21 protein-coding genes are annotated in these 25,513 nt (G+C 65.9%); 12 read left to right on the top strand and 9 right to left on the bottom strand.

What is annotated here, in order from left to right; translation table 11 throughout:
• Positions 1-73: 73 nt before the first annotated feature.
• Positions 74-2,236, bottom strand: a complete 2,163-nt coding sequence (locus DCM79_RS03600; RefSeq protein WP_257178673.1) for an EAL domain-containing protein — start codon at positions 2,234-2,236, stop codon at positions 74-76.
• 461 nt (positions 2,237-2,697) lie between these two features.
• On the opposite strand from DCM79_RS03600, the gene mepA reads away from it, so the two are divergent.
• The 4 genes from mepA to modC all read left to right on the top strand — a co-directional run bounded on the left by mepA (position 2,698) and on the right by modC (position 6,157).
• Positions 2,698-3,642: a penicillin-insensitive murein endopeptidase gene (mepA, locus tag DCM79_RS03595; protein ID WP_257178672.1), complete on the top strand. Its 945-nt coding sequence runs from the start codon at positions 2,698-2,700 to the stop codon at positions 3,640-3,642.
• Between the two features lie 340 nt (positions 3,643-3,982).
• Positions 3,983-4,783, top strand: a complete 801-nt coding sequence (gene modA, locus DCM79_RS03590) for a molybdate ABC transporter substrate-binding protein (RefSeq protein ID WP_257178671.1) — start codon at positions 3,983-3,985, stop codon at positions 4,781-4,783.
• A 13-nt stretch (positions 4,784-4,796) separates the two neighbouring features.
• Positions 4,797-5,492, top strand: coding sequence for a molybdate ABC transporter permease subunit (modB, locus tag DCM79_RS03585; RefSeq protein ID WP_257178670.1), 696 nt, complete (start codon positions 4,797-4,799; stop codon positions 5,490-5,492).
• A gap of 2 nt (positions 5,493-5,494) precedes the next feature.
• Positions 5,495-6,157 (top strand): molybdenum ABC transporter ATP-binding protein, encoded by a 663-nt coding sequence (gene modC / locus DCM79_RS03580; protein ID WP_257178669.1) that lies wholly within the window; start codon positions 5,495-5,497, stop codon positions 6,155-6,157.
• Between the two features lie 127 nt (positions 6,158-6,284).
• Here the strand turns inward: modC and DCM79_RS03575 are convergent, their stop codons facing one another.
• Entirely contained in the window at positions 6,285-8,078 is a 1,794-nt protein-coding gene (locus DCM79_RS03575; RefSeq protein ID WP_257178668.1) for a potassium/proton antiporter, read from the bottom strand.
• Positions 8,079-8,284: 206 nt separating this feature from the next.
• On the opposite strand from DCM79_RS03575, the gene DCM79_RS03570 reads away from it, so the two are divergent.
• The 4 genes from DCM79_RS03570 to radC all read left to right on the top strand — a co-directional run bounded on the left by DCM79_RS03570 (position 8,285) and on the right by radC (position 12,593).
• Entirely contained in the window at positions 8,285-9,601 is a 1,317-nt protein-coding gene (locus DCM79_RS03570) for a mechanosensitive ion channel family protein (RefSeq protein ID WP_257178667.1), read from the top strand.
• 198 nt (positions 9,602-9,799) lie between these two features.
• Positions 9,800-10,624 carry a type I methionyl aminopeptidase gene (map, locus tag DCM79_RS03565; RefSeq protein ID WP_257178666.1) on the top strand — a complete coding sequence of 275 codons (825 nt, stop codon included), beginning with the start codon at positions 9,800-9,802 and terminating at the stop codon, positions 10,622-10,624.
• 173 nt (positions 10,625-10,797) lie between these two features.
• Entirely contained in the window at positions 10,798-11,757 is a 960-nt protein-coding gene (locus tag DCM79_RS03560) for an MBL fold metallo-hydrolase (RefSeq protein WP_257178665.1), read from the top strand.
• A gap of 122 nt (positions 11,758-11,879) precedes the next feature.
• A complete protein-coding gene (gene radC / locus DCM79_RS03555; protein WP_257178664.1) occupies positions 11,880-12,593 on the top strand; it encodes a DNA repair protein RadC in 714 nt (237 codons plus the stop codon).
• 5 nt (positions 12,594-12,598) lie between these two features.
• Here the strand turns inward: radC and DCM79_RS03550 are convergent, their stop codons facing one another.
• From DCM79_RS03550 to DCM79_RS03525, 6 genes are all read right to left on the bottom strand, one after another.
• Positions 12,599-13,303, bottom strand: coding sequence for a tetratricopeptide repeat protein (locus tag DCM79_RS03550; RefSeq protein WP_257178663.1), 705 nt, complete (start codon positions 13,301-13,303; stop codon positions 12,599-12,601).
• A 77-nt stretch (positions 13,304-13,380) separates the two neighbouring features.
• Complete coding sequence (locus DCM79_RS03545) at positions 13,381-14,073, bottom strand: protease inhibitor Inh/omp19 family protein (RefSeq protein WP_257178662.1); 693 nt, start codon at positions 14,071-14,073, stop codon at positions 13,381-13,383.
• Complete coding sequence (locus DCM79_RS03540) at positions 14,073-15,062, bottom strand: 2-hydroxyacid dehydrogenase (protein ID WP_257178661.1); 990 nt, start codon at positions 15,060-15,062, stop codon at positions 14,073-14,075. Before DCM79_RS03540 ends, DCM79_RS03545 begins: the two co-directional genes overlap by 1 nt.
• On the bottom strand, positions 15,062-15,880 hold the full coding sequence (locus DCM79_RS03535; RefSeq protein ID WP_257178660.1) for an ABC transporter permease: 819 nt from the start codon (positions 15,878-15,880) through the stop codon (positions 15,062-15,064). The genes DCM79_RS03540 and DCM79_RS03535 overlap by 1 nt, the downstream gene beginning before the upstream one ends.
• Positions 15,877-16,692: an ABC transporter ATP-binding protein gene (locus tag DCM79_RS03530; protein ID WP_257178659.1), complete on the bottom strand. Its 816-nt coding sequence runs from the start codon at positions 16,690-16,692 to the stop codon at positions 15,877-15,879. The genes DCM79_RS03535 and DCM79_RS03530 overlap by 4 nt, the downstream gene beginning before the upstream one ends.
• 200 nt (positions 16,693-16,892) lie before the next feature.
• Positions 16,893-17,915 (bottom strand): ABC transporter substrate-binding protein, encoded by a 1,023-nt coding sequence (locus DCM79_RS03525; protein ID WP_257178658.1) that lies wholly within the window; start codon positions 17,913-17,915, stop codon positions 16,893-16,895.
• Positions 17,916-18,067: 152 nt separating this feature from the next.
• Between DCM79_RS03525 and DCM79_RS03520 the strand changes: the two genes are divergently transcribed.
• The 3 genes from DCM79_RS03520 to DCM79_RS03510 all read left to right on the top strand — a co-directional run bounded on the left by DCM79_RS03520 (position 18,068) and on the right by DCM79_RS03510 (position 21,615).
• Positions 18,068-18,874 (top strand): creatininase family protein, encoded by an 807-nt coding sequence (locus tag DCM79_RS03520; protein WP_257178657.1) that lies wholly within the window; start codon positions 18,068-18,070, stop codon positions 18,872-18,874.
• A gap of 139 nt (positions 18,875-19,013) precedes the next feature.
• The gene (locus DCM79_RS03515) at positions 19,014-19,277 is read left to right on the top strand and encodes a hypothetical protein (protein WP_257178656.1); all 264 of its coding nucleotides are present in this window, start codon (positions 19,014-19,016) and stop codon (positions 19,275-19,277) included.
• A gap of 373 nt (positions 19,278-19,650) precedes the next feature.
• On the top strand, positions 19,651-21,615 hold the full coding sequence (locus DCM79_RS03510) for a carbohydrate porin (RefSeq protein WP_257180682.1): 1,965 nt from the start codon (positions 19,651-19,653) through the stop codon (positions 21,613-21,615).
• Positions 21,616-21,839: 224 nt separating this feature from the next.
• Here the strand turns inward: DCM79_RS03510 and DCM79_RS03505 are convergent, their stop codons facing one another.
• Entirely contained in the window at positions 21,840-23,915 is a 2,076-nt protein-coding gene (locus DCM79_RS03505; protein ID WP_257178655.1) for a methyl-accepting chemotaxis protein, read from the bottom strand.
• A gap of 241 nt (positions 23,916-24,156) precedes the next feature.
• Between DCM79_RS03505 and DCM79_RS03500 the strand changes: the two genes are divergently transcribed.
• Positions 24,157-25,452, top strand: coding sequence for a hemolysin family protein (locus DCM79_RS03500; protein WP_257178654.1), 1,296 nt, complete (start codon positions 24,157-24,159; stop codon positions 25,450-25,452).
• Positions 25,453-25,513 lie beyond the last annotated feature (61 nt).

The raw sequence follows: 25,513 nt of genomic DNA, 5'->3' as shown, positions 1-25,513 counted from the left end.
TCGGCCTCGTGTTGCGACGTTGGAGAAAGCGGCGCGTCCCTTTACATCGGCATCGCCAGGCGGCGACCGCCGCTCACGCCACCAGCGCGGCGTCATCGCCGTCGATGCCGCGCTGTGCGGCGAGCAGGCTGACGATCTCGACATTGGGCCGGGCCTTGCTGAACAGAAAGCCCTGGCCTTCGTGGCAGCCTTCCGCGCGCAGGCAGCTCAGCTCGGCTTCGGTCTCGACGCCTTCGGCGGTGATGGTGACGCCCAGGCCTTTGCCGAGGCTGACGATGGAGCGGATGATGGCCTGCGCCTCGCGATTGGCGCCGAGATCGCGAACGAAGGACTGATCGATCTTGATCTTGTCGAAGGGGAAGCTGCGCAGATAGCTGAGGCTGGAATAGCCGGTGCCGAAATCGTCCATCGAGATGCGCACCCCCAGCGCGCGCAAGGCATGCAGCGTCGCCAGCACCTGCGCGCTCTTTTCCAGGAGCAGCGTCTCGGTGATCTCGAGCTCGAGCCGGCGCGGCGTCAGGCCGGCCCCCTTGAGCGCCTCCGTGACCATCGAGAGCAGATTGCCGCTGCGGAACTGGAGTGGCGACAGATTGACGGCGACGCGGACGTCGTCCGGCCAGGCCGCGGCATCGAGGCAGGCCCGGCGCAGCATCAGCCCGCCGAGCGGATTGATCAGGCCGGTGTCCTCGGCGACCGGAATGAACTCGGCGGGCGAGACCATGCCGCGCTCGGCGTGCGGCCAGCGCACCAGCGCTTCGAAGCCGGTGATGCGGCCGCTCTGGAGGTCGATCAGCGGCTGATAATACGGACGCAGCACGTCGTTCTGGATCGCGTCGCGCAGCTCGACCTCGATCTTGCGGCGGCTCTGCGCTTTCGCATCCAAAGCGGCCTCGAAGAAGGCGAAGCTGCCGCGCGCGTCCTGCTTGGCGCGTGACAGCGCCATGTCGGCGCTCTTGAGCAACTTCTCGGAATCGTCGCCATCGCCCGGCGCCATCGCGATGCCGATCGAGGCGCCGATCACCACGGAATGACCGTCGAGCAGATAGGGATCGGCGATGGCCTCGAGCAGGCGCTTTGCCAGCCCGACCGCGTCCTCGGGCCGCATCAAGCCGCTCTGCACGATCGCGAACTCGTCCGAGTTGAGCCGCGCCAGCGCGTCTTCCTCGCGCAAGGTCGAGCGCAGCCGCTTGGCGACGCCGCGCAGCAGCTTGTCGCCGACCGCGTGTCCGAGCGTGTCGTTGACCGCCTTGAAATTGTCGAGTCCCAGCATCAGCAGCGCGACCTTCTCGGGGCTGCGCCGCGTGTGCAGCAGCATCTCGTCGGTCTGCTGGCGCAGCAAGGCGCGGTTGGGCAGGCCGGTCAGGGAGTCATGCTGGGCCATGAAGGCGAGCCGCGCCTCGGCGCGCTTGCGTTCGGTGATGTCCATCAGCGCCAGCAGCACCGCGGGCCGGTCGGCATAGGTCAATTCGCGGAAATAGATCGCAAGGTCGATCAGCGCGCCGTCGGCCTTGACGTGCTTCCAGGTGCGGCCGGCCTGCTCCTCGCTGGAACGATCGGCGGTCCAGGGCGGCTCGCTGTCGAAGGCCTGCAAGGAGCGGATCTTCAGCCGCTCGAACTCGGCGCGGCTGTAACCGTAATGCGCGACCGCGGCATCGTTGACGCCGAGGATGCGCTCGTCGTCCAGCGCGCAGACGATCATCGGGACGGGATTGCCGTCGAACAGCAGGCGGAACGAGGCTTCGCGCTGCTTCAGCTCGGTGATGTCGACGCGCAGGCCGACCACGCCGCCGTCATCGGTCAAGCGCTCGTCGATCAGAATGACGCGGCCGTCCGACAACATCTGCTCGTGCCGCGCGCCGGGCTGATAGAGTTTTTGCAGCCGCTCGGCGATCCACGCGTCCTCCTGGCCCACAGCCTCCGGGTAATCGCCGCGGGCAACGCCGATGCGCAGCGTGTCTTCGAGACGTGCGCCCTCTTCGAACAGATCGGCGGTCTTGCTGTAGATCTCCGCGTATTTCTTGTTCCAGAGGACGTAGCGGCCCTCGGCATCGAGGAACACGATGCCCTGCGGCAGGATGTCGATGGCCTGGCGCAGCCGCTCATGCGATTTGCGCGCGTCCGCGATCGCGGCCTCCGCCTCGGCGCGACTGCGCAAGACCTCGTCGCGTTCGGACAGGGGTCGCGGTGCGCATGCGAAGCGCGGCTTGCGCGGCGAGCGGCCGGCCCGGGCAGGCAAGCCTTGCCTTCGCTTTTTTGCTTTTCGAGACTTCAAACCCAACTTCACTCGTTCCCGTCGCGCCCGCCCGCGCAAGTCCTGAATGAAAAAGTCTTGGGGCAAGTGTCTGAAAAAAAAGTAATCTCGCCCGGCCGCGGTCCGCGCGATGCGGACCTTGCTGCCTGTTTGCGCGGCGTGGCTATGGCGGCAGGCGCGGTCACATTGTGTCTGGAGCCGCAATCGTTGGTCGGCCTGATGCAAAATTGCGCGCGCGCTTGTATCAGTTCCGAAATCAGGCGCGATTGCATGCGAGCCGCGGATTTTCCTCGCGCTGCGCACGAATTTTGGTCAATGCAGGATACGGTTATTGCCGCCTTAAGAAACCCGGCCCGAGACGCGATTTAACGAGCAGCGCCGAGCCGGCGGCCGGCTCCAGCCTCATTCTTACCCCTGATGCAGCATTGGGCTATAAGGACATCTGCATGAGTCGCCGCGGCATCATCCTCCTCCTGCTCTGGTTCGTCCCCCTGGCCGCCGGCACCGCGCTGGCCCAGGACAAGGGCAGCGTGAATCCGAAGCCGCTGCCGCCGCTCGCCAATCCGAACGACCCGGATCTGGCCGCCAAGGAGCTGTTCGCGCGCAAGCTGCTGCCGTCCAAGGGACCGGCCCATGTCATCGGCTCCTACACCAAGGGCTGCATCGGCGGCGCGGAGCAGATGCCGCTCAACGGCGATCACTGGCAGGTGATGCGGCTGTCACGCAACCGCAGCTATGGCCACCCCGAGATGATCGCGCTGATCAAGCGGCTCGCGGCCAAGGCGCACAAGGACGCGCGATGGCCGGGCATCCTGGTCGGCGACATCGCGCAGCCGCGCGGCGGCCCGGCGCTGTCGGGCCATGCCAGCCACCAGATCGGTCTCGACGCCGACATCTGGCTGACGCCGATGCCGGACCGCCGCCTCTCGCGCGAGGAGCGCGAAGACATGTCGGCGGTGATGATGGTGCGCCAGGACCGGCTCGACATCGATCCGAAAGTGTTCACGCCGGGCCATGTGCTGGTGCTGCGCGATGCGGCGCGGGAGCCGGCGGTGCAGCGCATCTTCGTCAACGCCGCGATCAAGAAGGCGCTGTGCCGCGAGGCCAAGGGCGACCGCGCATGGCTGTCGAAGATCCGCCCCTGGTGGGGCCACGACTACCATTTCCACATCCGCATGCGCTGCCCGGCCGGCGCCGGCGAATGCGAAGGCCAGCCCTCGCAGGCCGAGGACGAAGGCTGCAAGCCCGCCGATCTCGCCTATTGGTTCTCCGACGCGGTGCTGCACCCCAAGCCGCCGCCGGAGCCGCCAAAACCGAAGCCGCCGATGACGCTGGCGCAGATGCCGGCGGCCTGCAGGGCGGTGCTGCACGCGGGCGATGCGAAGCCGTAGGATACGCTGTCCCCTCGCCCACCGCTGTCATCCCGGGGCGCGAAGCGAGCCCGGGATCCATACCCCCAAGAAGTGGTCATGACGCGAGGCGGCCACTCCGAGTCTTCGCCAAACACAATCCTGTGGCTATGAATCCCGGGCTCGCGCTACGCGCGCCCCGGGATGACGCGCCCGGTTTGACCTTCCGACCTGGCCTGCTATCTTCGCTGCTGCGATATCCCACGCTGGCCGTAAGCCAAAGTGGAGCCGTGGAACGGCGCGTCCGCCCGTCGCATCTGACCCAATCAACGCCAGATTTGCGTGCGCCGCCTGCGCGCGCGAGCTCGCACGGAGCGCATCCATGTTTCGCCAGTCCGGACTTCTCACCGCCTTCGTGATCCCCGCCTTCGTGATCCTTGCCGCCGCCCCCCTCTCGCCGGCCGCAGCCGAGGACAAGACCATCACCGTGTTCGCCGCCGCGTCGATGAAGAACGCGCTCGACGAGGTCGATGCCGCCTACACCGCAAGGACCGGCGTCAAGTTCTCGGTCAGCTATGCCGCGAGCTCGGTGCTCGCCCGCCAGATCGAGCAGGGCGCGCCGGCGGACGTGTTCGTCTCCGCCGACACCGACTGGATGGATTACGCGATCGCCAGGAAGACCATCAACGAGCCTTCCAGAGTCAATCTGCTCGGCAACAGCCTCGTGCTGATCGCGCCGAAGGATTCCAGGATCGACAACGTCGCGATTGCCGGGGGCTTCGACCTCGCCAAGCTCGCCGGCGACGGCCGGGTCGCGACCGGCGACGTCAAGTCGGTGCCCGCAGGCAAATATGCCAAGGCGGCGCTCGAGAAGCTCGGCGCCTGGCAGGCAGCCGAAGCGAAATTCGCGATGGCCGAGAGCGTGCGCGCCGCGCTGACGCTGGTGGCGCGCGGCGAGGCCAATCTCGGCATCGTCTATGCCACCGACGCCAAGGTCGAGCCCGGCGTCAAGATCGTCGGCACTTTCCCGGCGGACTCGCATCCCGCGATCATCTATCCGGTCGCCGCGACCACGATCGCGAAGGCCGGGACCGGCGACTATCTCGCCTTCCTGCGCTCCTCGGTGGCCAAGTCCATCCTGGAAAAATACGGCTTCAAGTTCCTGGTTAGCCCGACAATCTGATATTCAGCACTTGATGTTCGAGATCTCTCCCGCCGAATGGACCGCGATCCTGCTCTCGCTCAGGGTCGCGGTCATCGCCACGCTGGTCGCGACGCCGTTCGGCATCGCGCTGGCATGGCTGCTCGCGCGCAGGGATTTCTGGGGCAAGTCGGTGCTGGATGCCGTGGTGCATCTGCCGCTGGTGCTGCCGCCTGTCGTCACCGGCTATCTGCTGCTCCTCAGCTTCGGCCGGCGCGGCCTCATCGGCGGCTTCCTCGCCGACCATCTCGGTATCGTGTTCTCGTTCCGCTGGACCGGCGCGGCGCTCGCCTGCGGCGTGATGGCGTTTCCGCTGCTGGTGCGCCCGATGCGGCTGTCGATCGAGGCGATCGACCGCCGGCTGGAGCAGGCCGCCGAGACGCTCGGCGCCGCCCCCTGGAAAGTGTTCTTCACCGTGACGCTGCCGCTGGCGCTGCCCGGCGTGCTCGCCGGCATGGTGCTCGGCTTCGCCAAGGCGATCGGCGAGTTCGGCGCGACCATCACCTTCGTCTCCAACATTCCCGGCGAGACCCAGACGATCTCGTCGGCGATCTATTCGCTGATCCAGACGCCGGACGGCGACGCCGCGGCGGGCCGGCTGGTGATCGTCTCGATCGCGCTGGCGCTGGGCGCGCTGATATCCGCCGAATGGTTTGCCCGCCGCGCCACCGCGCGACTGCACGGGAATTGACCATGCTGCGCGTCGATGTCGAGAAGAAGCTCGGCGAGTTCTCGCTTCAGGCGTCCTTCACCAGCGAAGGCCGCGTCATCGGCCTGTTCGGCGCGTCGGGCGCCGGCAAGACCTCGCTGGTCAACATGATCGCAGGATTGTTGCGGCCCGACCGCGGCACCATCGTGATCGACGGCGAAACCGTGGACGACATCGCGGCCGGAATCCACGTGCCGACGTATCGCCGCCGCATCGGCTACGTGTTTCAGGACGCGCGGCTGTTCCCGCATCTCGACGTCGCGCAGAATCTCGACTACGGCCGTCGCATGAACGGCCTAGCGCTCGATCCCGCCCAGCACAGGCGCATCATCGACCTGCTCGACATCGGCGCCCTGCTCGATCGTCGTCCCGGAAAACTCTCCGGCGGCGAGCGCCAGCGCGTCGCGCTCGGACGCGCGCTGCTGTCACGGCCACGCCTGCTGCTGCTCGACGAGCCGCTCGGCGCGCTCGACGAGGGCCGCAAGCTCGAGATCCTGCCCTACCTGGTGCGGCTGCGCGACGAGGCCAACGTGCCGATGGTCTATGTCAGCCACGACGCCGCCGAGCTGCGCCAGCTCGCCACCCAGATCGTGATGCTGAAGCAGGGGCGGGTGACGAGTTTCGGCGGGGTGAAGGTGCTGGCGTAGCAACTCCGTCGTCGTCCTTGCGATCGCTTTCGTAGGGTGGGCAAAGGCGCCCTTGCGCCGTGCCCACCAACTCTTTCGATCGCAACAAATGCGTGGGCACGCTTCGCTTTGCCACCCTACGGCGGCGTCAGACCCCCGCCACCGAGGCCCACATATCCGAGAGCTTCTTCCGCAGCGCCTGCGCGCGCGTCAGCGGCGGGGGCGTCTCGTCTTCTTCCGGCAGGCGCAGGCCGACGACGCTGACGCGGCCGCCGGAGATGCTCCGCGCGACCAGCACGATCTCGTCCAGCGGCAGCTCGGCGCCCTCCTTCGGCGCGTGGTCGAGATGGATGTCGAAAAAATCGGCGAGGGTCAGCTTGCCCTCGTCCTCGCCGATCCGGACGCCGTAGATCTCGGCGAGCTCGGCCAGCGTGTGCTCGCCGGAGACCATGAAGTCGCCGAGCAGATGCGGATCCGGCGCCGAGCTCGGCTGCATGTCGACGAAGAAGCGGTCGAGCGATTCGGCCTTCTCCGGTGGCGCCAGCAGATAGATGTAGTCGCCGGGCGCGATCGGATCGGCCTCCAGCGGCGTCAGGATGTTCTCGTTGCGGATCACCAGCGTCGGCTTGGACCAGGACGGGATCAGGCCGCGGCGGAAATACAGGCTCTTGGGCCGCACCGGATAGCCGACCAGCTGCTGCTCGAGCTGGCCGGGCAGATCCAGTTCGACGCGGCGCGGACCGCGCTCGGCGCGCGGCAGCGCCACGTGCAGCTTGCGCGCGGCCGGTGCAAGGGTCCAGCCCTGCAGCAAGAGCGAGATGATGACGACGACGAAGGCGACGTCGAAATAGAGATAGGCCTTGGACAGGCCGACCAGCATCGGGATCGAGGCCAGGAAGATCGCGACCGCACCGCGCAGGCCGGTCCAGGCGATGAAGATCTTTTCGCGCCAGTTGAAGCGGAACGGCGCGAGGCAGATGAACACCGCGATCGGCCGCGCCACCAGCATCAGCACCAACGCGACGGCGACCGCCGGCACGATGCTGTCCCCTAGCCGGCTCGGCGAGACCAGCAGGCCGAGCAGCACGAACATCACGATCTGCGCCAGCCAGGTCGCGGCATCGAGGAAGGCCACGACGTGGTTATGCGCGCGCGTCGGCCGGTTGCCGATGATGATGCCGGCGAGATAGACCGCGAGGAAGCCGGAAGCATGCATCATCTGCGCACCGCCGAAGATCACCAGCGCGGCCGTGGTCACGAAGGGTGCATGCAGGCCCTGCGGCAGCGCCACCTGGTTCAGCGCGATGACGACGAGGCGTCCGCCGATGAAGCCGACGATGGCGCCCAGCACCGCCTCCCGCATGAACTCCATCAGCACGTGGCCGGGCGAGCTCGAGCCGACCGAGATGTACTCGACCAGCATCAAGGTGAGGAAGATCGCGAAGGGGTCGTTGGTGCCGGATTCCGCCTCCAGCGTCGCGCCGACGCGCGGGCGCAGGCGCAGGCCCTGGGTGTGCACCAGCAGGAATACCGCCGCGGCATCGGTCGAGGCCACCACGGCGCCGACCAGCAGCGATTCCGTCCAGTTGAGATCGAGCGCGAATTTGGCGAACGGCGCCGTGATCAGCGCGGTCAGCAGCACGCCGGCGGTCGCGAGCACCACGGACGGCGCGAGCACAGTGCGGATGCTGGCAAAGCGCGTCCTGAGGCCGCCATCGAACAGGATCAGGGCCAGCGCCACCGAGCCGACCAGATAGGTGGTGCGGACGTCGTCGAACTGAAGCTGGCCGGGACCTGAATCGCCGGCGAGCATGCCGACCGCAAGGAAGACCAGCAGCAGGGGCGCACCGAAGCGGAGCGCGAGCAGGCTCGACAGGATACCGGCCATGACGAGGACGGCGCCGAGCAATATGGCGAGGCTGACGGAGTCGAGGGAAGCCATCCACCTTCCGGGTTAAAACAGCTGGAATGGCATCCTTATCGTCGGCAGACTCACGCGCCAACCCATTTTCTCATCTCGCGGCAATCTGCCCGTATTTTACGGCCTTAACGTCCATCACATGCCGGTGTATCGATGGCCCGGCCGTGCCCTTTGTGGGATTCTGCGGCTCCCTCGAATCAAATCCTCCCCGCTTGCCGACGAGACCGATGGACATGGACCTCAAGGACTTCATGGAGTTCGTGCAGACCACCGCGCGCAGCGTCGGGGCGGAGATCTCCTCGCCCTGGTTCTACCTGCAATTCGGGCTCATTCTGGCCGCCGCCGGCATCGCCTATGCGGCGGAGGCCGGCATCCGCAACCGGGTCGACATGACCGCGCTGACGATGCGCTGGCCGCTGCCGCTCCGGCACTTCGCCCGGGTAATGGTCTCCAGCGCCTCGACGGCGGTGTTCACCTTGCTCGTGATCGTCTCGCGCCTCGTGATGTACCACGCGACCTGGCCGAGCCGCTCCTATCTGCTGATGGTCGCCGCCAAGCTCGGGCTGGCCTGGCTTGCGATCCGGCTGCTGACCTCGGTGCTGCGCAATGCCTTCATCGTCAAGCTGGTGTCGATCACGGCCTGGTTCGTCGCCGCGCTGTCTATCCTCGGGCAGTTCGATGCGACCGTCGAGTTGCTCGATGCCTATGCGATCGTGCTCGGCGGCCTCCGGCTGACCCCGCTGCTGGCGATCAAGGCCGGCGCGCTCCTCCTCATCGCGCTCTGGGCCACCAACATCGCCAGCAATTTCGCCGAGAGCCGGATCAACGCGACCACCGACCTGACGCCGTCGGTACAGGTGCTGCTGGTCAAGATCATCCGCATCGGGCTTCTGGCCGTCGCCATCGTCATCGCGCTCGGCGCGGTCGGCATCGACCTGTCCGCGCTCGCGGTGTTCTCCGGCGCGGTCGGCGTCGGCATCGGTATCGGCCTGCAGAAGATCGTCGCCAATTTCATCTCCGGCATCATCCTGCTCGCCGACAAGTCGGTGAAGCCCGGCGACCTCGTCACCATCGGCGACAATACCGGCCGCATCAGCGCGATGAAGACGCGCTATATTTCCGTCGCCGCCGGCGACGGCCGCGAGTTCCTGGTGCCGAACGAGGATCTGGTGACGCAGAAGGTCGTCAACTGGACCTATACCGACAAGAACACGCTGGTGAAGATCGCCTTCGGCACCAATTACGACGCCGACCCGCGGCTCGTCTGCAAGCTCGCCGCTGAGACCGCCGCCGCTCATCCCCGCGCGCAGAAGGGCAAGCCGCCGAACTGCATTCTGACCGAGTTCGCGGAGGCCGGGATGAAGTTCTCGCTCACCCTTTGGCTCGCGGACCCCGACGGCATGGACACCGTCAAAAGCGACGTGATGCTGGCGCTGTGGGACGCCTTCAAGCAGGAGGGCATCCGGGTTCCCTATCCGGTCCGCGAAATCCGCATCCGCGGCGGCGCCCTGCCCGTGGAAACCACCGTAGAAGTCCCGAATTAGGTCGCTTTCGCCGCCAAGGCCGGTCAGGCTCTTGTTTTGACGCGTGTTCTTCACACGAACCGGTAGCCACTTCGCTCGAAAACACTCTGCCTCGGCTTGCATGAAGGCTCGCAATCATTAAATTGGGGCCTGAAATCAAGCCTTTCCGCCGATAATCGCGATCAGCCCGGACGACCGCCCAAGGAAGACTGCACAAGCATGAGCTACGTCGAAGCCACCGATACCTCGCTGCGCAAGACCGGACAGATCAAGCTGCACGGGCCGGCCGCCTTTGCCGGCATGCGCAAGGCGGGCGCGCTGGTGGCGAAGTGCCTGGACGAGCTCACCGACATCGTCGGGCCCGGCGTGCCGACCGAGCGCATCGACCAGTTCGTCCGCGACTTCGCCTTCAGCCACGGCGCCTATCCGGCGACGCTGATGTATCGCGGCTATCGCTATTCGACCTGCACCTCGCTCAACCACGTGGTCTGCCACGGCATGCCCGGCGACCGTCCGCTGAAGGAAGGCGACATCGTCAATATCGACGTCACCTTCATCGTCGACGGCTGGTACGGCGATTCCAGCCGGATGTACGCGGTCGGCCCGATCGCCCGCAAGGCGGAGCGGCTGATCGAGGTGACGTATGAGGCGATGATGCGCGGCATCGCCGCGGTGAAGCCCGGTGCCACCACCGGCGATATCGGTCACGCCATCCAGAGCTTCGTCGAGCCGCAGGGCATGAGCGTGGTGCGCGACTTCTGCGGCCATGGCCTCGGCCGCATGTTCCACGACGAGCCGAACATCATCCATATCGGCCGTCCGGGCGAAGGCGTGCAGCTCAAGCCCGGCATGTTCTTCACCATCGAGCCGATGATCAATCTCGGCAAGCCGCATGTGAAGATCCTCTCCGACGGCTGGACCGCCGTCACCCGCGACCGCTCGCTGTCGGCGCAGTTCGAGCACTCCGTCGGCGTCACCGCCACCGGCGTGGAGATCTTCACGCTGTCGGAGCGGCACGGCGAGAAGCAGATCGCGGTCGCGTAAGCGCAACCCTTGTTGCAAATCGCTCTCAATACAGCAGCCTGCCTGCGTCATCTTGCCGTTCCCCGCGTGACAATCGCCAGGGAATAGGCAACGCATCCCGGTGTCGAACCATCGCGGGCGTTTTCAACCGGTGTGAAGCGCCCTCCGAGGATTCACTCAAAGGGAGCACCACAATGTTCGAGGTTTCACGTCGCGATCTGGTCCTCGGGAGCACGGGGGCAGCGCTGGTCTTCGGTCTCCAGGGGCCCGTGTCCTTCATCGGTGCCGCCTCGGCACAGCGCGCCGCCGATAGCCTTACCTACAAGGTCGGTGACATCGAGGTGTTCAGCCTGCATGAGGGCTCGATCGAACGGCCGGTGACCGAGGGCATAGTCAAGAATGCCGGGCTCGACGACGTCAAGAAGGCGCTGACCGCGGCCGGTCTCGGACCCGACAAGATCGACAATCCCTTCACGGTCACCGCGATCCGTACTGGCGGCAAGGTCGTCCTGTTCGACACCGGTTTCGGCGGCAACGGTCCGGCCAGCGTCGGCAAGCTCGCCGGCAACATGAAGGCGGCCGGTCTCGATCCGGAGAAGGTCTCGACGGTGGTGATCTCGCATTTCCATCCCGATCACATTTCGGGTCTGTGGGTGAAAGAAACCAACGCGCAGGTGTTTCCGAACGCGGAAATCATGATGCCCGAAACGGAGTACAAGTTCTGGACCGATGCGGCCCTGGTGGAGAAGGTGCCCGAAGCCAACCGCGCCCACGTCAAGCGGATTCAGGCAACCTTCCCGACCTGGAAGAACATCAAGCAGTATGGCGACGGCGCCGACCTGGCGCCCGGCGTCAAGGCCATCGCCACGCCGGGCCACACGATCGGCCACATGTCATTCCTGGTGGCCTCCGGCGGGCAGCAGCTCTTCATCCAGAGCGACGTCACCGGCATCCACCAGCTGTTTGTCAGGAATCCCGGCTGGTTCTCCGGCTTCGACAGCGACGGACCGAAGGCGGAAGCCACGCGGCGCGCCTTCTTCGATCGCGTCATCGCCGAAAAGGGCATGATCGCCGGCTATCATTTCGGCTTTCCGAACGTCGGCACGCTGACCAAGGACGGCAACGGCTACGCCTTCGCCGCCGTCAAGGCCTGATCGCGCCGCACGCCCTGAATGAGGCGCCGCGTTCGCGCGGCGCCTTTTTTCTTTGCCATTGCCGGGTCATCACCCAACACTTCAGAGTTGCAAAAACCGCCCGGCGCGGCATGCTTGCGCCGATGCCACGCAAGAATGACCAGCCAGACGCTCCATCCGCCGACGCGCCGCATTATCACGGCCATCGCGAGCGGCTGCGCGAGCGCTTCTACAGCGCGGGCGCGGATGCGCTCAGCGATTACGAGCTGCTGGAGATGGCGCTGTTTCCGGCGCTGCCGCGGCGGGACACCAAGCCGCTGGCGAAGACGCTGATCAAAACCTTCGGCTCGTTCGCCGAGGTCGTGCATGCGCCGGTGGCGCGGCTGCGCGAGGTCGAGGGCATCGGCGAATCCGCGATCAACCAGCTCAAGCTGATTGCCGCCGCGGCGAGCCGCGTGACCAAGGGCGAGGTCAACAGCCGCAACGCGCTGTCCTCCTGGAACGAGGTGATCGATTATTGCCGCTCCAGCATGGCGTTCGCCGACAAGGAGCAGTTCCGCCTGCTATTCCTCGACAAGCGCAACCAGCTGATCGCCGACGAGGTGCAGCAGACCGGCACCGTCGACCACACCCCGGTCTATCCCCGCGAGGTGATCAAGCGCGCGCTGGAATTATCGGCGACCGCCTTGATCCTGGTGCACAATCATCCTAGCGGCGATCCCTCGCCCTCGCAGGCCGACATCCAGATGACGAAGGCGATCATCGACATCGCCAAGCCGCTCGGCATCGCCGTGCACGACCACATCATCGTCGGCAAAAGCGGACATGCGAGCCTGCGCGGGATGCGGTTGATCTGACCAGATCAGAACGCCTGGTTCTTGGCGACCTTCAAATGCTCTTCAGCGGCCCTGAACCCGCTGAACGCCTTGAGCGTCAAGGCGGTCGGTTGCGGCTTCCATTCGGCAACGAGCTTCTCGGCCTTCTCCAGCTCGGGCTTGGACAACATCGACGCCATCTCTTTCACATTCCTGGCCGGCGCCACCTTCGACAGCTTGAAATACGCATACGATAGGGACAAATCTCTCGGCGTCCCCTTGCCGGCCGAATAGGCGCGAGACAGGCTGAAGAGGGCCTCCGGAAGCTCCTGATCGGCAGCCGTCCTCCACCATTTCAGCGCTTCTTCCGAATTGCCTTGTCGGTCATACATCAGGGCAACGTCGTGCTGAGCGCGCGCATAGCCGGCCCTGGCGGACACGAGCTTGTATTTCAGTGCTTGATCCGCATCGCTTGCAACAATGCCGGCACCTTGCCCGTCATAATAACAACCGAGCTTATAGGCCCCCAGGGGGTCGTTGCCGGCGGCCGATTTCTGAAACCACTCGAATGCCTGGCTGCGGTCCTGCTGCGTGCCGATGCCATTGTTGTGCATCATGCCGACATGATACTGCGCCTCGGCATCTCCGCGATTGGCCAACGCGACCATCGCATCGAAGGTGCGCGTGTCATTCGCGCTGGCGGGCATCGCGAGCAGCAGAAGGCACGAAAAAGCCAGGGCAACGAGTTTCATGTCAAAGCCCGTAGAGTTTGAGCGCTTCCTGTCTTGGTCTCTCCAGATGCGAAAAAAGTTCGAACTCGGCCGACGCCCTACTGCCGCAGCATGATCAGGGGATCGGCGGTGTCGGGGACGCGGCGCCATTGCGCGTTGTCGTCGGCCTCGAACTGCCAGGCATCGCCCGATTTCGACATCAGGATGATCTGGCCGCGCTCGAGCCGCCATTGCGCCGGATTGAACTGGGCGATGGCGGCGTCGCATCTCGGCTTGAGGAAGACCTGGAAATTGTCGGGGCTCGCCTCGGTGTTGGTCAGCGTCAGCCCGCACACCGGCTGGCCGTTGCCGCGCACCATCGCCCAATCGCCGATCATCTGGTCCATCGACTTGGCCATCGAGCGGGCCGCGGCGAGATCCTGCAGGATGTAGACGCCCTCGCCCTGGCGCAGGCCCTCGAAGATGCCGGCCTCGACCTCGGTGAAGTCGATTACGGCTTCACCGGCCGCATCCTGCAGGCGCACGATGTCGAGGCCCCTGACGCTCCAGGCGACGATGTCCTTGGTGAAAGGCAGCGCGGTCTTGCAGGCCGGCTCCAGCTCCAGCTTGTAACCCTGGCCTGCGGCATCGCCCTTCATCGTGACGACGCAGGTCTTGCTGCGCTCGGTGGTCGAGAGCTCCCACTGCCCGGGCATCGATTTCTTCAGGCTCGCCGCATCCTGCGCATGCGCAACGCCGATCGCGGCCAAAGAGGCCGCGACGGCGAGTGCAACGGCCCGAAGACTTCGCATCAGCGTCCCTTGAACGGCGTTTCCGCAACCGGCGTCAACGGCGCCTTGCCTGAGAACCATGACTTGAGGTTGTCGACCACGAGCTGGTCCATCGCGTTGCGCGTCACCACCGAGGCCGAGCCGATATGCGGCAGCAGCACGACGTTCTGCATGGCCTTGAGCTCGTCCGGCACGTTCGGCTCGGCCGCGAACACGTCGAGGCCTGCTGCGAGGATGGTGCCCGATTTCAGCGCCTGAACCAGCGCCGGCTCGTCGACCACGGAGCCGCGCGCCACGTTGATCAGAACGCCGCGGGGGCCGAGCGCCTTGAGCACCTCGGCATTGATCATCTTGTTGGTCGAGGCGCCGCCGGGCACGATCACCATCAGCGTGTCGACCGCCTTCGCCATCTCGATCAGGTCGGGATAGTGCTTGTAGGAGACGTCCTTGGACGGGTTGCGCGAGTGATAGACCACCGGCACCAGCGAGGCATCGAGCCGGCGCGCGATGGCCTGGCCGATCCGGCCCATGCCGACGATGCCGACCTTACGGTCGCGCAGCGAGCCGACGCTGAGCGGATAGTTCTGCGTCTGCCACAGCCCGGAGCGAACGTAGCGGTCGGCCTTGATGAACTCGCGCAAGGTGGCGATCAGAAGGCCCATCGCGACGTCGGCGACCTCCTCGGTCAGCACGTCCGGCGTGTTGGTGACGATGATGTTGTGCTCGGCGGCGTATTTGGCATCGACGTGGTCGTAGCCGACGCCGAAGCTCGCCACCATCTCGATCTTGGGCAGTTGCGACAGTGCCCCCCTGTCGGCCCGCACGGTGTGATAGGTCACGGCGACGCCGCGGATCTTCTCGCGGATCGCCGGCGTCAGCCGTTCGAGGTCGCCGTGCGTCTCCGCCTTGTGCACGACGAAATGATCGGAAAATCCGTTCTCGAGGATCGGCCGCACCGGCCCATAGATCAGAAGGTCGATCTTTTCGGACGAAATCGAACCGGCAGCCATCAGTTTTCCTCTCCAAGCGCGCTCTCGTGCCAGCGCCGTAAAACGAGGTGCGAAACTAGCGCCAGCACCCCATAGATGACAATCCCGGCCAGCGACAACAGCAGCAGCGCTGCGAACATGCGGGGTATGTTCAATCGATAGCCTGATTCCGCGATCCTGTAGGCGAGGCCGGAGCCGGCGCCCGCGGTTCCCGCCGCGATCTCGGCCACGACCGCGCCGATCAGCGACAGGCCGCCTGCGATGCGCAGGCCGCCGAGAATATAAGGCAGCGCCGCCGGCAGCTTGAGGAAGCGCAGCGTCTGCGGCTTCGATGCGCCATAGAGCTGGAACAGGCCGGCGAGGTTGCGATCGACCGAATTGAGCCCGAGCGTGGTGTTGGACAGCACCGGAAAAAAGGCGACGATGAAGGCACAGACCACCACCGCCGTCTGCTGTTCCAGGTAGATCAGCAAGAGTGGCGCGATCGCGATCACGGGGGTGACCTGGAGCACGATCGCGTAGGGAAACAGCGAGTATTCCACCCATTTCGACTGGTTGAACAGCAGCGCCAGCGCGATGCCGCCGATGCTGGCCGCGACAAACCCTTCGAGCGTGGTCAGCAGCGTGGTCGCGAGCGATTGCGACAGCACCTGCCAATCCTTGATCAGCGTCAGAATGATGATCGAGGGCGCCGGCAGCACGTAAGGCGGGATCTCCTTGAGGCGGACCACCAGCTCCCAGGCGATGAGGCCGGCCGCGAACACGATGACGGGAAGCACCAGGCGCAGCGCACGCTGCGCGCCTCGCGGCCTGGAAATGCTCTCGGGCGGGACGCTCATAGCAGTGGCCGCCCCGAATAGGACGGCGCCAGCGCGCCGGAGACCCTGCGGCAATAGTCGCCGTAAGCGGTCGACGTGCGGAATTCCTCGCCGCGCGGCTCGACCGTCTCGATGCGGATATCGGCCTGGATGCGGCCCGGCCGCGCCGTCATCACCACCACACGCTGCGACAAATAGACGGATTCGAACACCGAATGGGTGACGAAGATGACGGTCTTGCCGAGAGCCCGCCACAGCGCGAGCAGATCGTTGTTGAGGCGGAAGCGCGTGATCTCGTCGAGCGCGGCGAACGGCTCGTCCATCAGCAGGATGTCGGGATCGGTGACCAGCGCGCGCGCCAGCGACACCCGCATCTTCATGCCGCCGGAGAGCTCGCGCGGAAAGGCATCGGCGAAATCGGCAAGGCCGACGCTGGCCAAGACGGCGTCGGCCCGCGCGCGCCCCTCGGCCTTCGCCACGCCGCCGAGCTTCAGCGGCAGCCGCACGTTCTCGCGCACGCTGGCCCAGGGCATCAGGGTCGGCTCCTGGAACACGAAGCCGATGCCGTGACCCGGCTGCAGCTCGCCCTCGCGGCGCGCCACCCGCACGATCCCGGAGGACGGCGCGCTGAGCTCCGATATCAGCCGCAGCACCGTCGACTTGCCGCAGCCGGACGGGCCCAGCAGCGAGATGAACTCGCCCTTGCGCACCGCGAGGTCGCACGGGCCGAGCGCCATCACGCCGTTGTCATAGGTCTTGGTCACGCCGCGCAGGCTGACGGCAAGAGCCGTCAGGCTGGCCTCGACGGCGGACGAGGTGATGCGCTCTACCATTGCGCGCAGGCTGCCGCGTTTCGGGCGTCCTTTACCTCTTCCCAATGGGGAGAGGTCGCGCCGCAGGCGCGGGTGAGGGGGAACAGGTCCCCCGAGAGAGCGTAACCCCTCACCCGCATCGCATCTGGCGATGCGATGCGACCTCTCCCTTCGGGAGAGGTGAGCCCGAGCCGCACCGGCGTGCCAAATCTCGACATGGGTTACGGCTTGTTCGGACGCAGCTCGAGGCCGACGCCCTTGTTGACGAAGCGGAGCGTGTAGGATTTGCGGAAGTCGAGATCCGCCTTCACGACGCCGGCCTTGACCATCTTGTTGAAGAACGAGCTGTAGCGCTCGTCGCTCATCGCGCCGATGCCTTTCTTCAGGGAATCGCCGGAATCGACGATGCCGTGCTCCTTCATCTTGGCGACGGAATAGGCGAGCAGATCGTCGGTCATCTCGGGGTTGAGCTGCTTGATCATGGCGTTGCCGGCGGAATTGTCCCGATAGAGGTAATTGTACCAGCCGACCATGGAGGCATCGACGAAGCGCTGGACCAGATCGGGCTTCTTCTCGACGATGTCGCGGCGGGTCTCGATCAGGGTCGAATAGGTGTTGAAGCCGTAGTCGGCCAGCAGCAGCACGTTGGGCTTGAAGCCCGCCGCCTTCTCGACCGCGAAGGGCTCGGAGGTGACGTAGCCCTGCATCGCGCTCTTGGGGTTGGCGATGAAGGGCTGCGGATTGAAATTATAAGGACGAACATTCTTCTCGCTGAAGCCGTATTCGGACTTCAGCCACTGGAAATAGCTGCCCATGCCCTCCTTGGAGACGAACAACGTCAGCGGCTTGAGATCCTCGAGCTTGCCGACCTTGGCGTCCGGCTGCGTCAGCATCACCTGCGGATCCTTCTGGAAGATCGCGGCGATGGTCACGACGGGGACGTTGTTGGCGACCGCGTCGAACGACATCAGCGTGTTCGCGGCCATGAAGAAATCGATCTTGCCGGCGATCAGCAGCATCCGGTTGTTCTCGTTCGGACCGCCGGGGACGATGGTGACGTCGAGGCCATATTTCTTGTAAGTGCCGTCGGCGACCGCCTGGAAGAAGCCGCCATGCTCGGCCTCGGCGACCCAGTTGGTGCCGAAAGTGACCTTGTCGAGCGTCTCGGCCCGCGCCGGTGCGAGAGCGAGGAGAGCGGCGAAGAGGCCCGCCGTGAGCGTCCGCCGCAGATGAAAATGGGTCATAATGGCACTCCGTCGTTCGCTTGAAGCCCAATCGCGTCTGGCTCATATGAGCGCAACGCGATAGAACCGCATGACATCAGGGGACGCGAGCCGGCCGGGTCCGCATCCCCTGATACCCAAATTACGTGACAAATTCGGGCAAAGAAACCTTGATGACGCCGTCCCGCGACTGGACCGAGATCCGCTGGGCCGGTGTGCCCCCGGCGGAGACGGCGCGCTGGATCGCGGTGCTGCCGCTGGCAGCGACCGAGCAGCACGGCCCGCATCTGCCGCTGACGACAGACGTGCTGATCGCGAACGCCTATCTGGCGCGCACGCGCGAGCTGTTGCCCGGAAGCGTCCCGGTGACGTTCCTGCCCGTTGAGCCGGTCGGGATCTCCACCGAGCATATCGACTATCCGGGCACGCAGACGCTGCCGACCGAGGTCGCGCTGAAGCGATGGACCGGAATCGGCGAGGACATCGCGCGGCGCGGCGTGAAGAAGCTCGTCATCATCACCAGCCATGGCGGCAACAGCGCGGCGATGATGCTGGTCGCGCAGGATCTTCGCGCGCACCAGAAATTGTTCGTGGTGACGACGTCGTGGTCGCGGCTGTCGGGCGCCGACAGGCTGTTTCCGGCGGAGGAAGTGCGCCACGGCATTCATGGCGGCGCGATCGAGACCTCGATCATGCTGTCGCGCTATCCCGATCAGGTGCGTCAAGCCGCGATCGCCGATTTTGCCGCGAGCAGCATCGCACTGGAAAAGCAATATCGCTGGCTCTCGACGCAGCGGCCCGCGCCGTTCGCCTGGCAGGCCCAGGATCTCAACGCCAGCGGCGCCATCGGCAACGCGACATTGGCCGAGCCGGCGAAAGGCGAGCAGTTGCTTGACCAGGGCGCGCGCGCCTTTTGCGAGCTGCTGAGCGAGGTCGATAACTTCGACGTGAACAGGCTCGCCAAGGGGCCCCTCGGCTAGCCACTATAATCCTGGAATCATTCAGGAAAGGTCTCGGCTCCGGCAGCGGATCTGCTGCTTTCGAACCGGACGCGAGGAGCCTCCGTCCAACTGGGCACGCGGGCCACAACGGACCGCCTCAACCCGGATGGAGTTTCTCATGTCGATCAAGACCAAGCTTGCCGCCGCCGCTCTCGCCACGCTCGCCCTGACCGGCAGCATCGTGTCCACCACCTCGCAGGCCGAAGCCAAGCAGCCCGGCTGGGTCTGGGGTGTGGGCGCCGGCATCGCCACCGCCGCCGTCGTCGGCTCCGCGATCGCCGCCACCAACGACCCCTATTACCACGGCTATCGCCGCTGCGGCTGGGTCGCCCAGTACAACGCCTTCGGCCAGTACGTCGGCCGCGTTCGTACCTGCTACTAATTTGAGTACCTGAGGCCGATCTCACGTGGATCCTGCGTCCGACACGGGCGCCTCATCCACCCCGTGTCGTGCCCGGGCGGGGTCATTCATGTTGAAGCCCGCTGGATTGTTGCAGTCTCGTCATACAGCGGTGCGATCCATCCTCGGGGGCGATCCAGATTTAGTTGCTATTGCGAATTAGTAGCAATAAGACTTGTCGCAGGGTCAGGAGCTTGGGACGAAGTCGGCTCGGGCCGGGGTCATCTCGGCGGCGCGCAGGCGCCCAAGACTGATGACAGGGCCGCCGCGAATCGGCAGGGATGTCGCGGTGGATGGATGACATTCGCGTTTGGGGGCGTGCGTTTTGACGTTGAGAGATCACCGCTACAGGACCTTGCGGACGGCCGCGGCGATTGCCTCGGGCGTGCTGGCTTTTCCCGCAACAGGCCGCGCGGCCGATCTGCCGCTCAAGGCGCCGGCGCTGAAGGCGGTCTACGACTGGACCGGCCTCTATATCGGCGCGCATGCCGGCGTCACCCGCGGCACGTCCGCCGCGACGCTGACCGATCCCACATTCGCAACCGACAACAACGTCTTCACCGGCGCGACCGGCGGCGTCCAGGCCGGCTACAATTGGCGCCTCGCTTCGGGCCTGCTGCTCGGCGTCGAAGGCGACATCTCCTTTCCGAATTATCTGCCCTCCAACCACGTCGTGTCGTCGACGGGGACCGCGCTGTCCTTCGCGGAGGAACGCTGGGACTATGTCGCGAGCCTGCGCGCGCGGCTTGGCTATGCCAGCGGCAATTGGCTGGTCTATGCCACCGGCGGCGCGGCCTTCACCGGCGAGCGCTTCCTCTCGACGCCGAACGGCGGCACTGAAGAGAAAGTGCTGCACACGCGGTTCGGCTGGACCGCGGGCGGCGGCGTCGAATACGCCTTCGCGCCGCATTGGACCACCCGGCTAGAATATCTCTACAGCAAATACGACAACGCCAGCGTCACCTTCCCCTCGGGCGGGCAATATTCCTCGTCGATGGATCTTCACAGCCTGCGGCTCGGCCTCAATCGCAAGATCGACTGGCCCGGCGTGCCGACCTACAATCCGAAGTCGGATGTGACCGACACCGAGTCCAGCCGCTGGGAGATTCACGGCCAGTCGACCGCGCTGGGCCAGGGCTACCCCGCGTTCCGCGCGCCCTATACCGGACCGAACAGCCTGCTCCCGTCGCCCGATTTTCAGCAGACGTGGAGCAATTCGCTCTATCTCAATGCGCGGCTGTGGGACGGCGGTGAGGTCTACTTCAACCCCGAGCTGCTGCAGGGATTCGGTTTCAACAACACGACGGGCGCCGCCGGCTTCCCCAACGGCGAAGCGCAGAAGTCCGGCTTCCCCTATCCGCACTTCAACGCCTCGCGGCTGTTCGTGCGACACACCTTCGGTTTCGGCGGCGAGCAGGAGCAGCTTGCCTCCGGCCAGCTCCAGCTCGCGAGCAAGGTCGATGTCTCGCGCCTGACCCTGCAGGTCGGCAAGTTCTCCGTGGTCGACGTGTTCGACGGCAATTCCTACGCGCACGATCCGCGCAAAGACTTCATGAACTGGTCGATCTGGGCCTCCGGCGCCTTCGACTACGCCGCCGACAAGCTCGGCCTCGGCTACGGCGCCACGGCCGAATTGAACCAGAAGCAATGGGCCCTGCGCGGCGGCTATTTCCTGATCGGCGCGGAATCGAACTCCAGTAATTTCGACATGAATGTCGGTCGCCGCGGCGAGTATGTGGCGGAGCTCGAGACCCGCTATTCGCTGTTCGGCCAGCCCGGCAAGCTGCGCGTGCTCGGTTTCGTCAACAGCGCCTTCTCCGGCAGCTATCGCGAGACGCTGGACAATCCCGCGTTCGGGGTCGATATCAGCCAGACCCGCCGCGGCCGCATCAAATACGGTTACGCGCTCAACCTCGAACAGGCGATCGCCGCCGACATCGGCGTGTTCGGCCGCTGGAGCTGGAACGACGGCCGCAACGAGATCATGGCCTTCACCGACATCGACCGCAGCCTGTCCGGCGGCGTCTCGGTGAAAGGCACGAGATGGGGCCGGCCCGACGACGTCGTCGCCATCGCCGGCGCCGTCAACGCGCTGTCGCAGGACCATCGCGACTTCATCGCCGCCGGCGGCCTCGGCCCGCTGATCGGCGACGGCCGGCTCAACTACCGCAGGGAACGCGTGCTGGAGACCTATTACGCCTATGCTCTGAACAAGAGCATCACGCTCACCGCCGACTACCAGCTGATCGTCAACCCCGCCTACAATGCCGACCGCGGACCGGTGTCGGTATTCTCAGGACGGCTGCACGGCGAGTTCTGAGCAGCGACTTGTGGCGCCATCTGAGCGCGCGCCTCGTCCTTCGAGACGCCTGCTTGCGCGGGCTCCTCAGGATGAGGCTACGCAACATCCGTGCTCGTTGAAACTGCAGCCGCACGCTCCGCCCTCATCCTGAGGGCCCGCCAACGGCGGGCGTCTCGAAGGATGGCCACGGGCGAGATCGCTCCCATATGCGATTGCCCTGCCCGCGAGCGGGAGAGGTGAAGCTACGCCGCGCGGATCGCGTCCAGGAACTTGCCGACCTCGACCTTGAGACGGCTGCTCTCGCCGGACAGCGATCTCGCGGACGTGAGCACGTTGGCGGAGGCCGATCCGGTCTGGCTGGCGCCGCGCTGCACGTCGACGATGCTGGCGGAGACCTGCTGGGTGCCGCGCGCGGCCTGTTGCACGTTGCGGGAGATTTCCCGCGTCGCCGCGCCCTGCTCCTCGACCGCCGAGGCGATCGCGGAGGCGATCTCCGACATGCGGGTGATGGTGTCGCCGATCGCCTTGATGGCGCCGACGGACTCCTCCGTCGCGGTCTGGATTCCGGAGATCTGCTGGCTGATCTCGCCGGTCGCCTTGGCGGTCTGCTCGGCGAGCGCCTTGACCTCGGAGGCGACGACGGCAAAGCCGCGCCCGGCCTCGCCGGCACGCGCCGCCTCGATGGTGGCGTTGAGGGCGAGAAGATTGGTCTGGCCCGCGATCTGGCTGATCAGCTCGACGACATCCCCGATCCGCCCTGCAGCCTTGGCGAGCTCGCCGACATGGTCGTTGGTCCGCCCCGCCTGCTGCACCGCCTCGCCGGCGATGCGCGCGGAATCCTGCACTTGGCGGCTGATCTCGTCGACCGACGAGGCCATTTCCTCGGCCGCCGCGGCAACGGTCTGCACGTTGGTGGAGGCCTGCTCGGAAGCGGCCGCGACGGTTGCGGTGACCTTCTCCGATTGATCGGCCGTGCTCGTCAGCGTGCCCGCCGATACTTCGAGCTCGGACGAGGCCGACGACACCGTGTTGATCACATCGCCGATCATGGCTTCGAACTCGCGCGCGATCTGATCCATGCGCTGGCTGCGCCGCAGCTTCGCCTCGGCCTCGGCCGCAGCAGCCTCGTCGGCGGCCTTCTTGGCGAGCAGCGAATCCTTGAAGTGCTGCAGCGAGCCCGCCACCTGGCCGATCTCGTCATCGCGGCCGGTCGTGGGAATCTCGACCTCGTGCCGTCCGGCGGCGAGCGTTCCGATCACGTCCGCGATCCGGCCGAGCGGGGTCACCACGCGCTTGCGCAGCATCATGGTCACGCCACCGAGCGTTCCGAGCAGGGCGAGCACGGCGACGCCGGCCAGCGCGAGCATCGCGAGGGCCCCGTTGCGCGCAGCCGTGGCGCGCTCGGCAGCTTCCGCAATCGCGGCATCGCGCACGCCGTAGAACATCTGGATGGCGGGAACGATGACCTTCGCCAGATCCTCGGCGGTCGCGCCGTACTTGCCGTCACCGCGGGCTGCAGGGAGCTCCTTGTCCACGGCAACCGCGGCTTGTCCGAAATAGGAGTCCGTTGCCGCCTTGAACGCGGCAATGATGCGGGCGGGATTACCGAGCTGCTCGATACCGGCTTCGATGCGCTCGCGGTCAGCCTCCACGCGTCCCTGCATGCGGTCCATCAGCGACAGCTCGGCGGCGTTGAGTGGGCGACGTGCCGACAGCGCCGGGGACAACGTGGCGGCGCGGCTACCAGCCGAAACGCGCAGATCCTGTGCGGTTCGCGCCAGGCCCAACAGCGCCGCAAGCGAGGAATCGGCGTTGATGACCTTCGCCTCGAGCCGGTTCATGACCGGTTCGATGTGGCCGATGACCTCGGCAACACCGGGAAGGAAGCCCTTGGTCGCGGCGCTGTCGCGCGCCGCCAGGGGAACGCCCATCGCGCGATCGGCGGCATTGGTGACCTCCTTCAGCCGCCGCGCCGCACGGTCGAGATTCTCCGCGATCGCGCCGCCGTCATCCAGCACCATGACGGCGCGCCGTGCGGCCTCGAAGCCCGCCTCGGCGGCTTTCGCAGCCTTCGTAGCAGCTTCGAGCTGTGCCTGCGTTGCGGCGCCTTCCTGGAAGATCGGTCCGATATAGGGGGCACGAAGGCTGGCGACATGCTGGCTGGCCATCAGCGTCGCACCAAAGGCATCGACGGTCTTGATGGCGTCGGAGCGGTTCGTGAAGATGCGTGTCTGCGGAATCAGCACCTCGGCGCCGAGGATGACTGCGAACACCGTCACCGTCAGCATCGACAGCGCAAAAAGTTTCCCGATTCGCATCTTGGGGTCTCCGAATAGATTTCTGCTATGGCGAAAACTTAGCTGCCGGCCATGAAGGGGGCGTTAAGCATCGATCCGTAGTTCCGCGGAGTGTCAGGGCGTCGCGGATGCCCCGGGGATTCGTCACCTATGGGTTCCGTCGGGCGGCGGATGCGGCAAGATTGACGGCATTTCCGCTCTGAATACCTATATCGAGGCAGGTGCCGTTCATGCGGCCACACTCCCTTACCTCGGAATCTCAATGCTCTCGGTCGAACTCGTCATCGTCGTCGTCCTGATCGTGATCAATGGCCTCTTGTCCATGTCCGAGCTGGCCGTGGTCTCGTCGCGTCCGGCGCGGCTGTCGCTGCTGGCGGCCAAGGGCGTGCGCGGCGCCGAGCGGGCGCTGACGCTGGCGGCCGATCCCGGCAAATTCCTCTCGACGGTGCAGATCGGCATCACGCTGGTCGGGGTGCTCTCCGGCGCGTTCTCGGGCGCGACGCTCGGGCAGCGGCTGACGCAATGGCTGCTCGAGCTCGGCCTCTCCAAGGGCATTGCCGACATCGTCGGGGTCGGCCTCGTCGTCACGCTCATCACCTACGCCACCCTCATCGTCGGCGAGCTGGTGCCGAAACAGGTGGCGCTGCGCGACCCCGAGAGCATCGCGGTCCGCGTCGCGCCGGCCATGCACGTGCTCGCGAAGGTCTCGCTGCCGCTGGTCTTTCTGCTCGACGTCTCCGGCAAGCTGATCCTCACCCTGCTCGGCCGCGGCGGCAAGGCCGGGGAAAAGGTCTCCGAGGACGAGATCCATCAGCTTGTCAGCGAAGCCGAGAATGCAGGCGTGCTCGAGCCCGGCGAGAAGGAGATGATCGCCGGCGTGATGCGGCTCGGCGACCGGCCGGCCGGCGCGGTCATGACGCCGCGCACGGAGGTCGACGAGATCGACCTGAACGCCCCGCCTGAGGAGATTCGCGAGATCATCGCCAACAGCCCGCACTCGCGCTTTCCCGTCTCCGACGGCGACCGCGACAAGCCGATCGGCGTGCTCCAGGCCAAGGACCTGCTGGTCGCCTATATGAACGAACGCAACCCCGACCTGCGCGCGCTGGTGCGCGAAGCACCCGGCATCCCGGCGTCGGCGGACGCGCGCGACGTGCTGACGATTCTGAGGGCCGCTCCGGTTCATGTCGGTTTCGTCTACGACGAATACGGTGGCTTCGAGGGCATGGTGACGGCCACCGACATCCTCGAGTCGATCGTCGGCGCCTTCCATTCCGAGGCGGGTCCGCCGGAGCCGGCCTATGTCAGGCGCGCGGACGATTCGCTCCTGATCTCCGGCTGGATGCCGGTCGACGAATTCGGCGATCTGCTCGGCATCGAATTGCCGCCGCACCGCTACAACACGGTGGCGGGCCTCGTGCTGCAACAATTCAGCGCGCTGCCGAACGCCGGCGATGCCTTCGACTTCGGCGATTGGCATATCGAGGTGGTCGATCTCGACGGGCGGAGGATCGACAAGATCCTGGCGAGCCGGTTGAGTGAGGTCGAGACGGGGTGAATTGAGCGATAGCGCGCGTGCGCGCCGATTTGGCCCCTGCGCGAGCTTACCTGAACACAAC

Source organism: Bradyrhizobium sp. WBOS07, from assembly GCF_024585165.1.
GTDB lineage: Bacteria > Pseudomonadota > Alphaproteobacteria > Rhizobiales > Xanthobacteraceae > Bradyrhizobium > Bradyrhizobium japonicum_B.
The sequence above is the reverse complement of the archived record's forward strand: the minus strand, read 5'-3'. Positions and strand labels throughout refer to the sequence as shown.

Bases quoted from the DNA above. Each gene is read 5' to 3' on its own strand.
- mepA (WP_257178672.1), top strand. From the start codon at position 2,698: ATGAGTCGCCGCGGCATCATCCTCCTCCTGCTCTGGTTCGTCCCCCTG.
- modA (WP_257178671.1), top strand. From the start codon at position 3,983: ATGTTTCGCCAGTCCGGACTTCTCACCGCCTTCGTGATCCCCGCCTTC.
- modB (WP_257178670.1), top strand. From the start codon at position 4,797: ATGTTCGAGATCTCTCCCGCCGAATGGACCGCGATCCTGCTCTCGCTC.
- modC (WP_257178669.1), top strand. From the start codon at position 5,495: ATGCTGCGCGTCGATGTCGAGAAGAAGCTCGGCGAGTTCTCGCTTCAG.
- DCM79_RS03575 (WP_257178668.1), bottom strand. From the start codon at position 8,078: ATGGCTTCCCTCGACTCCGTCAGCCTCGCCATATTGCTCGGCGCCGTC.
- DCM79_RS03570 (WP_257178667.1), top strand. From the start codon at position 8,285: ATGGACATGGACCTCAAGGACTTCATGGAGTTCGTGCAGACCACCGCG.
- map (WP_257178666.1), top strand. From the start codon at position 9,800: ATGAGCTACGTCGAAGCCACCGATACCTCGCTGCGCAAGACCGGACAG.
- DCM79_RS03560 (WP_257178665.1), top strand. From the start codon at position 10,798: ATGTTCGAGGTTTCACGTCGCGATCTGGTCCTCGGGAGCACGGGGGCA.
- radC (WP_257178664.1), top strand. From the start codon at position 11,880: ATGCCACGCAAGAATGACCAGCCAGACGCTCCATCCGCCGACGCGCCG.
- DCM79_RS03550 (WP_257178663.1), bottom strand. From the start codon at position 13,303: ATGAAACTCGTTGCCCTGGCTTTTTCGTGCCTTCTGCTGCTCGCGATG.
- DCM79_RS03545 (WP_257178662.1), bottom strand. From the start codon at position 14,073: ATGCGAAGTCTTCGGGCCGTTGCACTCGCCGTCGCGGCCTCTTTGGCC.
- DCM79_RS03540 (WP_257178661.1), bottom strand. From the start codon at position 15,062: ATGGCTGCCGGTTCGATTTCGTCCGAAAAGATCGACCTTCTGATCTAT.
- DCM79_RS03535 (WP_257178660.1), bottom strand. From the start codon at position 15,880: ATGAGCGTCCCGCCCGAGAGCATTTCCAGGCCGCGAGGCGCGCAGCGT.
- DCM79_RS03530 (WP_257178659.1), bottom strand. From the start codon at position 16,692: ATGGTAGAGCGCATCACCTCGTCCGCCGTCGAGGCCAGCCTGACGGCT.
- DCM79_RS03525 (WP_257178658.1), bottom strand. From the start codon at position 17,915: ATGACCCATTTTCATCTGCGGCGGACGCTCACGGCGGGCCTCTTCGCC.
- DCM79_RS03520 (WP_257178657.1), top strand. From the start codon at position 18,068: ATGACGCCGTCCCGCGACTGGACCGAGATCCGCTGGGCCGGTGTGCCC.
- DCM79_RS03515 (WP_257178656.1), top strand. From the start codon at position 19,014: ATGTCGATCAAGACCAAGCTTGCCGCCGCCGCTCTCGCCACGCTCGCC.
- DCM79_RS03505 (WP_257178655.1), bottom strand. From the start codon at position 23,915: ATGCGAATCGGGAAACTTTTTGCGCTGTCGATGCTGACGGTGACGGTG.
- DCM79_RS03500 (WP_257178654.1), top strand. From the start codon at position 24,157: ATGCTCTCGGTCGAACTCGTCATCGTCGTCGTCCTGATCGTGATCAAT.